Consider the following 9,418-nt stretch of genomic DNA (forward strand, 5'->3'; position numbering starts at 1 on the left):
GTGGGCTATGGGGTCGAGGGTGGATTCGAGAAGGGTCAGGGTGGGGCGGAGAGCGGGGTCCTTCTGGAGGGATGACTCCAGGGTCTGCCCCAGGGGGCCCGCTGTCGGGGGGAGTTCCGGGTTCTCGTACAGGACCGCGTGGAGGGTGGCCAGGGTGGTGGCGCGGGTGAAGGGGGAGGTGCCCGACAGGGCCGCGCAGAGGGTGGCGCCCAGGGAGAAGACGTCGGACGGTGGGCCCTGGGGGCGGCCGGAGACGCGTTCGGGGGCCATGTAGTCGGGGGAGCCGACGAGCATGCCGGCCATCGTGAGCGCCGTGGTGTCCTGGATCGCGGCGATGCCGAAGTCCGTGAGGACGACCCGGCCGTCGCGGTGCACCAGCACGTTGCCCGGTTTGATGTCGCGGTGCAGGACACCGCGGGCGTGCACCTCACGGAGCGCGGCCACCAGACCCAGGCCGATGCGCGCCGTCTCGCGCGGGCTCAGCGGACCGTCCTCGGCGATGATGCGCTCCAGCGAGCGGCCCGCCACCAACTCCATGACGATCCAGAGCCGTTCGCCCTCGTCGACCACGTCGTAGACGCGCACGACATTGGGGTGGTCGATCCGCGCGGTGGCCCGCGCCTCCCGCAGGGTGCGTTCGCGGCGCGTCCGGGAGTCCTCCGCGTCGCTGCCGTCCAGGCGCATTTCCTTGACCGCCACCTGGCGATCCAGTATTTCGTCGGCGGCTCGCCACACCCGCCCCATTCCCCCCTGGCCGATACTCTCGCCCAGCCGATAGCGTCCGGCCACCAATATCCCTGGAATCCCGGCGCTGTTGATATTCCCCGGCAATCCGCTGCACCCCCTCCGCACGGGCCCGAGTGAAACACGACGGTCACACTTCAGGCGGTCCCAGCATAGTGCGGACAAATCTTGTGGTACCTCTTCGAGTACTGCGAATTCAGGCGCAGCCAAGGGGGACGAACATGAGTTCTCGTCGCACGACGAACGTCACCGGATCGCTGGTGGCAGCATCTTTCTCGGCGGTTCTGATCTTTTCCGGCACGGCCGTGGCGGAGGATCGGGACCCCGGGAGCAGCAAGGGGGGAAAGGCCGTCGACGAGGCACCGGCGGGGGTCGAGTTGACCACGCTGCTGCCCGAGAAGATCTCGGTCGACAACAGCTCCGAAAAGACGGCCATCACCGCCACGGTGAAGAATGGGGGAAGCAAGGACAGCGGGAAGATCAGTCTCTTGGTCGTCGGGTTCGACGGGCTGACCGTCAAGAACGTTCCCGGGTGCACTCGGATTGCCGAGGGCGACCTTCCCGAGGGTTCCAACAGTGGGTTCAGCTGCGCCATCGGCAATCTCGCCGCCGGTGCGTCCAAGTCGTACGCGGTGGACGCGACGTACGACCTGAGCAAGAAAGGGAAGATCTGTCTGCCCGTGCAGTCGGGGGACGGGAAGAAGACGTTCTGGCAGCAGGGTCCCGTGCCTTTCGGTACGACCAACCCCTCGCCCGACGCCCCGGCCACTCCCCTGCTTCTCGGGACCGACAACGAGCCGGTGAACCCGGGCGCGGACGAGCTGCCGAAGACGGGCCCGGTGCGTGAGCTGCTGCCGCTGGGCACGGCCGGTGCCGCGCTGCTCGCGGCGGGCGCTGCCGGACTGTGGTGGTCGTCCAGGCGACCCGGGCAGCGGCCGGCGGGCTGATACGCGAGAGGCTCGCCGGGCCGGTACGGACGTACCCCCGGCGAGCCTCCTGCTCGACTCCCTTGTGCTCAGCGCTTGTTCACGAGCTTCCAGGCCGTCGGCAGCACACCCATCGCCAGCGCGGCCTTCAGGGCGTCGCCGATGAGGAACGGGGTCAGGCCGGCCGCGATCGCGGCGGAGGCGGACATGCCGGTGGCCAGGGCCAGGTAGGGCACGCCGACGGCGTAGATGATCGCCTCGCCGAGCACCATGGTGCCCGCCATCCGCCAGACGGAGCGGTCGGCCCCGCGCCGGGCCAGGGCGCCCACGACACCGGCGGCGAGCAGCATGCCGAGGATGTACCCGAAGGACGGCATCGCGATGCCGGACTTGCCCTCGGCGAACCACGGCACACCGGCGATGCCGACCAGCGCGTACACGGCGAGCGAGAGCAGGCCGCGGCGGGCGCCGAGGGTGGTGCCGACGAGGAGCGCGGCGAAGGTCTGGCCGGTCACCGGCACCGGGGAGCCGGGCACGGGCACGGCGATCTGGGCGGCGAGGCCGGTGAGCGCGGCGCCGCCGAGCACGAGGGCCGCGTCCCGGACGCGGGAGGCCGGGAGCAGGTCGGCGAGGACCAGACCGGTGCGGGCGGGTGTGGCGGCGGCGGTGCTCATGGGGACTCCGCGAGGGTGAGGACAGTTCGGGACACGGCGACGCTATCCCGGTGCCCTCGTACTGATCACCGTCAGCGCCGGACAAAGGCGGGAGCGCCTGATTGGTGGGCTTCGGACAAACACCGGGGGTAACACCGACCGGGAAGTGACCCGGGTCACTGAGCTGAGGAGGCTTCCCTCACTTGGGCGGCCTTCGAGCGGACTGTAGGGTTTCACCAATCGGGGTCGCGGTCGGCGTCGACCCGTCCCGCACCGCCGGTCAGGGTCCGGACACTGTGCGTCCGCCCGGTGTCCGTATGGTGGGCCGCCGCTGCTCGCGGGGTGTCCGGCCGCCCAGACTGGCGTCGTTTTTGCCCGCCCCACGCCCCCCACGCATTGGACGAGCCGCGCCCCATGCCCAGCACCTCTGTCGAAACGCCTCCGCAGCAGGACGGTGTCTCCCTCTCCCACGGTCTCAAGCAGCGCCATCTGTCGATGATCGCCCTCGGCGGGGTCATCGGCGCCGGACTGTTCGTCGGCTCCGGTGCGGGGATCGCCGCCGCCGGACCGTCGATCGTTCTCGCCTACGCCCTCTCCGGTGTTCTCGTGATGCTGGTGATGCGGATGCTCGGCGAGATGTCGGCCGCGTATCCGTCGTCGGGTTCCTTCTCGTCGCACGCCGAGCGGGCGATCGGGCCCTGGGCGGGGTTCACCGCGGGCTGGTCGTTCTGGGTGCTGCTGTGCACGGCGGTCGGCCTGGAGGGCATCGGCGCCGCGAAGATCGTCACCGGCTGGCTGCCGGGCACGCCCGAGTGGGCGTGGGTGGCGCTGTTCATGGTGGTGTTCTGCGGCACGAACCTCGCGGCGGTGAAGAACTTCGGCGAGTTCGAGTTCTGGTTCGCCGCGCTGAAGGTCGGCGCGATCACCCTGTTCCTGGTGCTCGGTGGTCTGGCCATCGCCGGTGCGCTGCCGGGCACGGACTCCCCGGGCGCCTCGAACCTCGGCGACTTCCTGCCCAACGGCGGTGAGGGCCTGGTGATCGGACTGCTCGCGTCCGTGTTCGCGTACGGCGGTCTGGAGACGGTGACGATCGCGGCGGCCGAGTCGGAGAACCCGGTCAAGGGCGTGGCGAGCGCGGTCCGTACGGCGATGTGGCGGATCGCGGTGTTCTACATCGGGTCCATGGCGGTCATCGTGACGCTCGTGCCGTGGGACTCGCCGGCCGTGGTGGAGAGCGGTCCGTACGTCGCCGCCCTTGACGAGCTCGGCATCCCGGGCGCCGGTCAGCTGATGAACGTGGTGGTGCTGGTGGCGCTGCTGTCGGCGATGAACGCCAACATCTACGGCGCCTCGCGCATCGGCTACTCGCTGGTGGAGCGCGGGCAGGGCCCGAAGGCGCTGGGCCGGGTGTCGGGCGGGGTGCCGCGGGTGGCCGTCCTCGCCTCCTCCGTGTTCGGGTTCGGGTGTGTGCTGCTGAGCTACTGGCGGCCGGACGACGTCTTCTCCTGGCTGCTGAACATGATCGGCGCGGTGATCCTGGTCGTCTGGATCTTCATCGCGGTCTCGCAGCTGAGGCTGCGGCGCCGGCTGGAGCGGGAGGCGCCCGAGAAGCTGGCCGTGCGGATGTGGGCGTTCCCGTATCTGACGTGGGTGGCGCTGGCCGGGATGGCGGCGGTGTTCGTGCTGATGGCGCGGGAGCCGGACACGCGCGTGCAGCTGTACTCGACGGGCGGGATGACGCTGGTCCTGGCGGCCGTGGGGTACGCCTGGCAGCGGGTACGCGCCCGGCGCTGACCGCGTCTCCTTCGGGCAGGGGCCCTCGCGTGGACGACACGCGGGGGCCTTTTTGCATGCCCTCGGCAGCCGTGCGGCGCCTCCTGCTGCTAGCGTGCAGTTGCAAGCTCTTTGCAATAAGAGGTTCGGAGGGGACCCCAGCATGCCCGTCTACACGTTGCCCGACCTGCCGTACGACTACTCGGCGCTCGCCCCCGTGATCAGCCCCGAGATCATCGAGCTGCACCACGACAAGCACCACGCGGCCTATGTGAAGGGCGCCAACGACACGCTGGAGCAGCTCGCCGAGGCGCGCGACAAGGAGGCGTGGGGCTCGATCAACGGACTGGAGAAGAACCTCGCGTTCCATCTGTCCGGGCACATCCTGCACAGCATCTACTGGCAGAACATGACCGGCCCGAAGGACGGCGGCGGTGAGCCGCTGGCGCAGGACGGCGTGGGCGAGCTGGCGGAGGCGATCCGGGAGTCCTTCGGGTCCTTCGCCGGGTTCAAGGCGCAGCTGTCCAAGGCGGCGGCGACCACGCAGGGCTCTGGCTGGGGGGTGCTGGCGTACGAGCCGCTGAGCGGGCGGCTGATCGTCGAGCAGGTCTACGACCACCAGGGGAACGTGGGGCAGGGGGCGACGCCGATCCTGGTCTTCGACGCCTGGGAGCACGCGTTCTATCTCCAGTACCGCAACCAGAAGGTCGACTTCATCGAGGCGATGTGGCAGGTCGTCAACTGGCAGGACGTCGCCCGGCGCTACGAGGCCGCGAAGTCCCGCACGGACGTGCTGCTGCTGGCGCCCTGAGCAGCGGGCGCGTCCCGTGAAGCGTCCTGCCTCGTGATCGTCTTCTCACCGTTCACCCGGCAGGCGGAATGAAGAAGCCCCCCGCGAGGACGTGACTCGCGGGGGGCTTCCGCACGCGGCGACACCGCCCGTACGATCCGCATTCCGGCAAACCTCGCAGAAGGTTCTCGGACGCCGGTGCGGGAGGCGCGCATGTTCGACGACAAGCACTGCCCCAACTGCCGCGGCAGCAAGCTGCATCGCTTCACCAAGGTCGGCCGGGAGGAGGCGGCGTACATCAACGCCAAGCGCGACGCGATGGACGGCCACGGCTGGTTCCGCTGTACGAACCGGACTCCGGAGGGCCGGTGCCTGTGGGTGCAGCCCCATGGGAATCAGGCGAAGGGTTTCAGCCTCCCGGAGTCCTTCCGGTGACCCACCTCACAGGTTGCTGAAGTCCGGCCCCTTGGTCCTCGTGCGCTTGATCTCGTAGAAGCCCGGGACCGAGGCGACCGCGAGGGTGCCGTCCCAGAGGCGGGCGGCCTCCTCGCCCTGGGGGGCCGGGGTGACGACCGGGCCGAAGAAGGCGATCTCCTCGCCGTCGGGGCCCGGCACGGCGATGACCGGGGTGCCGACGTCCTGGCCGACCTTCTCGATGCCCTCCTTGTGGGAGGCCCGCAGCTCCGCCTCGTAGCGGGTGCCGTCCCAGTGCTCCATGAGCGACCCGGGCAGCCCGACGTCCTTCAGCGCGGCGGCGACGGTCTCCTTGCCGGGGCCCTCGTCCCGGTTGTGGATGCGGGTGCCGAGCGCCGTGTAGAGGTCGCCCAGGACCTCCGCGCCGTGCTCCTGCTGCGCGGCGATGACGACCCGCACCGGGCCCCACGCCTTGGTCTCCAGCAGCTCCCGGTACTCCGCCGGCAGCTCGTCGAGCTTGTCCTCGTTCAGCACGGCGAGGCTCATCAGATGCCAGCGCACCGTGATGTCCCGGACCTTCTCCACCTCCAGCACCCAGCGCGAGGTCATCCAGGCCCAGGGGCACAGCGGGTCGAACCAGAAGTCGACGGGGGTGGGGGCAGCGGGCGAGTTGTCCGGCATGTCGCTCCTCAGCGCGGAAGTGAGAGTGAAGTGGTGTGCCCGGTGCAACGCCACGTCCGCTCCCGGCCATTCCCGACTGCCCGCTGTCAGGGGCACGTGGCAGGATCGGTGCTGATCAGTCATGTCGACGACGCATGAGGAGTGCCGCCCGTGCCCGGTGAGAACCTGACCCGTGACGAGGCCCGGGAGCGGGCCGCCCTGCTGTCCGTCGACGGGTACGACGTGTCCCTCGACCTGCGCTCCGCGATCGGCGAGGACAGCGGTCCCGGGCCGCGCACCTTCCGCTCCGTCACCACGCTCCGTTTCCGCTGCGCCGAGCCGGGCGCGAGCAGCTTCGCCGACCTGATCGCGCCGAGCGTGACGGCCGTCTCCCTCAACGGGCGCGATCTGGACCCCGGCGAGGTGTTCGACGGCTCCAGGATCCTGCTGGAGGACCTCGCCGCCGAGAACGAGCTGGTCGTCGACGCCCAGTGCGCCTACTCCCGCACCGGCGAGGGCCTGCACCGCTTCGTCGACCCCGAGGACGGCGAGGTGTACCTCTACACCCAGTACGAGCCGGCCGACTCCCGTCGCGTCTTCGCCAACTTCGAGCAGCCGGACCTCAAGGCGCCGTTCCGCTTCGAGGTGCGGGCGCCGGAGGGCTGGACGGTGTGGAGCAACGGCGCCGGTGAACTCGCCGACGGGGTATGGCGGTTCGCGGAGACCAAGCCGATCTCGACGTACATCACGTGCGTGGTGGCGGGCCCGTACCACTACGTCACGGACTCCTACGAGCGTGAACTGCCCGACGGCACGCGGCTGCGGATCCCGCTCGGCGCGATGTGCCGCAAGGGCCTCGCGCCGTACTTCGACGCCGACGACGTGTTCCTGGTGACCAAGCAGGGCCTGGACTTCTTCCACGAGCACTTCGACTACCCGTACCCCTTCGGGAAGTACGACCAGGCCTTTGTGCCCGAGTACAACCTCGGCGCGATGGAGAACCCGGGGATGGTGACCTTCCGTGAGGAGTTCATCTTCCGGGGCAAGGTGACGCAGGCGTCGTACGAGGGCCGCGCCAACGTCATCCTGCACGAGATGGCGCACATGTGGTTCGGCGACCTGGTCACCATGGAGTGGTGGGACGACCTGTGGCTGAAGGAGTCCTTCGCCGACTTCATGGGCGCGTTCTCGCTGGTCGGCGCCACCCGCTTCACCGACGGCTGGATCACCTTCGCCAACCGCCGCAAGGCGTGGGCGTACCGCGCCGACCAGCTGCCGTCCACGCACCCCATCACCGCGGACATCCGCGATCTGCAGGACGCCAAGCTGAACTTCGACGGCATCACCTACGCCAAGGGGGCGAGCGTCCTCAAGCAACTGGTGGCGTACGTCGGCCAGGACGCCTTCCTGGAGGGCGCCCGGCGCTACTTCAAGCGGCACGCGTACGGCAACACCAAGCTGGGTGACCTGCTGTCGGTCCTTGAGGAGACCAGCGGGCGGGACATGGCCGCCTGGTCGCGGTCCTGGCTGGAGACGGCCGGGGTCAACTCCCTCACCCCGCAGGTGCTGCTGGGCGCCGACGGGCGCGTCGAGGAGCTGGCGGTGGTGCAGGAGGCCGCCGAGTCACACCCTGAACTGCGGCCGCACCGGGTGGCGGTGGGCCTGTACCGGCGTACGGCCGAGGGCACGCTAGAGCGGTACGCGCGTGCCGAGGCGGACGTCGACGGGGCGCGTACGGTCGTGGCCGAGCTGGCCGGGACGGAGGCGCCCGAGCTGGTGCTCGTCAATGACGACGACCTGACCTACTGCAAGATCCGCTTCGACGAGACCTCGCTGGCCATGCTGCGGGACCATCTCGGCGCGCTGACCGACCCGCTGGCCCGTGCGCTGTGCTGGTCGGCGCTGTGGAACATGACGCGGGACGCGCTGCTGCCGGCGCGGGACTTCATCGGCCTGGTGCTGCGGTTCGCCGGGCGCGAGTCGGACATCGGGGTGCTGCAGATGCTGCACGCCTGGGCCGAGTCCGCACTGGTGCACTACGTGGCGCCGGGCCGGCGGGAGACCGGCGGGGCGCTGCTCGCCGAGGGGGCCCGGCGGGAGCTGGAGAAGGCCACGCCGGGCAGCGAGCAGCAGCTGGCGTGGGCGCGGTTCCTGGCGCGGGTGGCATCGGCGCCCGGTGATCTCCAGCTGCTCCAGGAGCTGCTGTCCGGCACGGTGACGATCGAGGGTCTGGAGGTGGACCAGGAATTGCGCTGGGCGTTCCTGGAGCCGCTGGCCGCGCACGGGGTCGCGGACGAGAAGGCGCTGGCCGAGGAGCTGGCCCGGGACGACACGGCGTCCGGCAAGCGGCATCAGGTGCGGTGCCTGGCGGCCCGGCCGTCGGCCGCGGTGAAGGCGCAGTGCTGGGCGCAGGTGGTGGAGTCCGACGCGCTGTCCAACGCGCTGGTGGAGGCGACGATCTCCGGGTTCGTGCAGGCGTCGCAGCGGGAGCTTCTGGCGCCGTACGCGTCGAAGTACTTCGCGGTGATCGAGCGGGTGTGGAGCGAGCGGTCCATTCAGATCGGGATGGATGTGGTGCGGGGGCTGTTCCCGTCGTTGCAGGATTCGGTGGGGACGGTCGAGGCTGCGGATGCGTGGCTTGCTGCGCATGGGGGGGCGGCGCCGGCGTTGCGGAGGCTGGTGCTGGAGGCTCGGGATGATCTTGCTCGGGCTCTTCGGGGGCAGGCGTGTGATGGGGAGAAGGGTGCCTAGGGGGGTGCCTCGTGTTCGCCGTGGGCGGGTGCGGGTGTGTGGGGGCTGGGCGCGCAGTTCCCCGCGCCCCTGGGTAGGTCTTATGACCGTTACTTGATTCTTGCCGTTCCAGCCGTAACCCCTGGTCCTCACCCGAATGGACCAGGGGTTTTCGGCATCCGAACATGCGTCCTTTAGTGCGGGGTTGTCCCTGTTTGTCGACGGGCGTGTAACAGGGGTTCGGAGGGCGGGCGGGCGCGGGAAATTGCCGGGCATGAACCACAACACCCCGCTCTCCCCCCGCCCCCTGCACCACCTCGCCGACGGCCGGCGGCGTGTCATGACCACCGCGCAGCTGCGCCGGCACGGCGTTCCGACCGCCGAGATCAACGAGCAGTGCCGTCCCGGCGGTCCCTGGCAGCAGCTGCTGCCCGGGGTCGTCCTGCTCCACCCCGGGCCGCCGACCAGCGAGGAGCGGCTGCACGCGGTGCTGATGTACGCGGCCCGGGAGCGGACCGTGGGCGTGCCCGAGCAGCCCGGCGCGGGCGAGGCCCCGGCGCCCGTGTACGCCGAGGCGATGATCACCGGCCTCGCGGCGCTGACCCTGCACGGCTTCGCCTCCGCTCCCCCGCTGCCGTCCCTGGACGCGTTCGACGTGCTGGTGCCGCGGCTGCGGCGGCTGCGGTCGACGGGGTGCGCCCGGATCGTCCGCACCCCGGCCCTGCCGG

General features: G+C 70.3%; 8 protein-coding genes and 1 pseudogene. 6 read left to right on the plus strand and 3 right to left on the minus strand.

Features of this window, described 5'->3' with window-relative positions; all coding sequences use genetic code 11:
- On the minus strand, nucleotides 1–792 hold a 792-nt coding region (locus tag N4P33_RS28445; RefSeq protein ID WP_313904602.1), incomplete at its 3' end, for a serine/threonine-protein kinase.
- 173 nt (nucleotides 793–965) lie between these two features.
- Here N4P33_RS28445 and N4P33_RS28450 point away from each other — a divergent pair.
- Nucleotides 966–1,691, plus strand: a complete 726-nt coding sequence (locus N4P33_RS28450) for a hypothetical protein (RefSeq protein ID WP_260829711.1) — start codon at nucleotides 966–968, stop codon at nucleotides 1,689–1,691.
- A gap of 68 nt (nucleotides 1,692–1,759) precedes the next feature.
- Here the strand turns inward: N4P33_RS28450 and N4P33_RS28455 are convergent, their stop codons facing one another.
- Nucleotides 1,760–2,344 (minus strand): biotin transporter BioY, encoded by a 585-nt coding sequence (locus tag N4P33_RS28455; protein ID WP_260829712.1) that lies wholly within the window; start codon nucleotides 2,342–2,344, stop codon nucleotides 1,760–1,762.
- A 393-nt stretch (nucleotides 2,345–2,737) separates the two neighbouring features.
- Here N4P33_RS28455 and N4P33_RS28460 point away from each other — a divergent pair, with 393 nt between their 5' ends.
- From N4P33_RS28460 to N4P33_RS28470, 3 genes are all read left to right on the plus strand, one after another.
- Nucleotides 2,738–4,117 carry an amino acid permease gene (locus N4P33_RS28460; protein WP_260829713.1) on the plus strand — a complete coding sequence of 460 codons (1,380 nt, stop codon included), beginning with the start codon at nucleotides 2,738–2,740 and terminating at the stop codon, nucleotides 4,115–4,117.
- 142 nt (nucleotides 4,118–4,259) lie between these two features.
- Entirely contained in the window at nucleotides 4,260–4,907 is a 648-nt protein-coding gene (locus N4P33_RS28465; RefSeq protein ID WP_260829714.1) for a superoxide dismutase, read from the plus strand.
- Between the two features lie 192 nt (nucleotides 4,908–5,099).
- Nucleotides 5,100–5,321 carry a hypothetical protein gene (locus tag N4P33_RS28470; RefSeq protein ID WP_260829715.1) on the plus strand — a complete coding sequence of 74 codons (222 nt, stop codon included), beginning with the start codon at nucleotides 5,100–5,102 and terminating at the stop codon, nucleotides 5,319–5,321.
- A gap of 6 nt (nucleotides 5,322–5,327) precedes the next feature.
- On the opposite strand, the gene N4P33_RS28475 is transcribed toward N4P33_RS28470, so the two are convergent.
- Nucleotides 5,328–5,981 carry a DsbA family protein gene (locus N4P33_RS28475; protein ID WP_260829716.1) on the minus strand — a complete coding sequence of 218 codons (654 nt, stop codon included), beginning with the start codon at nucleotides 5,979–5,981 and terminating at the stop codon, nucleotides 5,328–5,330.
- Nucleotides 5,982–6,131: 150 nt separating this feature from the next.
- Here N4P33_RS28475 and pepN point away from each other — a divergent pair, with 150 nt between their 5' ends.
- Nucleotides 6,132–8,711 (plus strand): aminopeptidase N, encoded by a 2,580-nt coding sequence (pepN, locus tag N4P33_RS28480; protein ID WP_260829717.1) that lies wholly within the window; start codon nucleotides 6,132–6,134, stop codon nucleotides 8,709–8,711.
- Between the two features lie 253 nt (nucleotides 8,712–8,964).
- Nucleotides 8,965–9,418: pseudogene (locus tag N4P33_RS28485) on the plus strand (hypothetical protein); the annotation flags it as partial.

It is taken from the genome of Streptomyces sp. 15-116A (assembly GCF_025290915.1).
GTDB lineage: Bacteria > Actinomycetota > Actinomycetes > Streptomycetales > Streptomycetaceae > Streptomyces.

Excerpts from the sequence above, each read along its gene's own strand:
- N4P33_RS28450 (WP_260829711.1), top strand. The coding sequence starts at position 966 with ATGAGTTCTCGTCGCACGACGAACGTCACCGGATCGCTGGTGGCAGCA.
- N4P33_RS28455 (WP_260829712.1), bottom strand. The coding sequence starts at position 2,344 with ATGAGCACCGCCGCCGCCACACCCGCCCGCACCGGTCTGGTCCTCGCC.
- N4P33_RS28460 (WP_260829713.1), top strand. The coding sequence starts at position 2,738 with ATGCCCAGCACCTCTGTCGAAACGCCTCCGCAGCAGGACGGTGTCTCC.
- N4P33_RS28465 (WP_260829714.1), top strand. The coding sequence starts at position 4,260 with ATGCCCGTCTACACGTTGCCCGACCTGCCGTACGACTACTCGGCGCTC.
- N4P33_RS28470 (WP_260829715.1), top strand. The coding sequence starts at position 5,100 with ATGTTCGACGACAAGCACTGCCCCAACTGCCGCGGCAGCAAGCTGCAT.
- N4P33_RS28475 (WP_260829716.1), bottom strand. The coding sequence starts at position 5,981 with ATGCCGGACAACTCGCCCGCTGCCCCCACCCCCGTCGACTTCTGGTTC.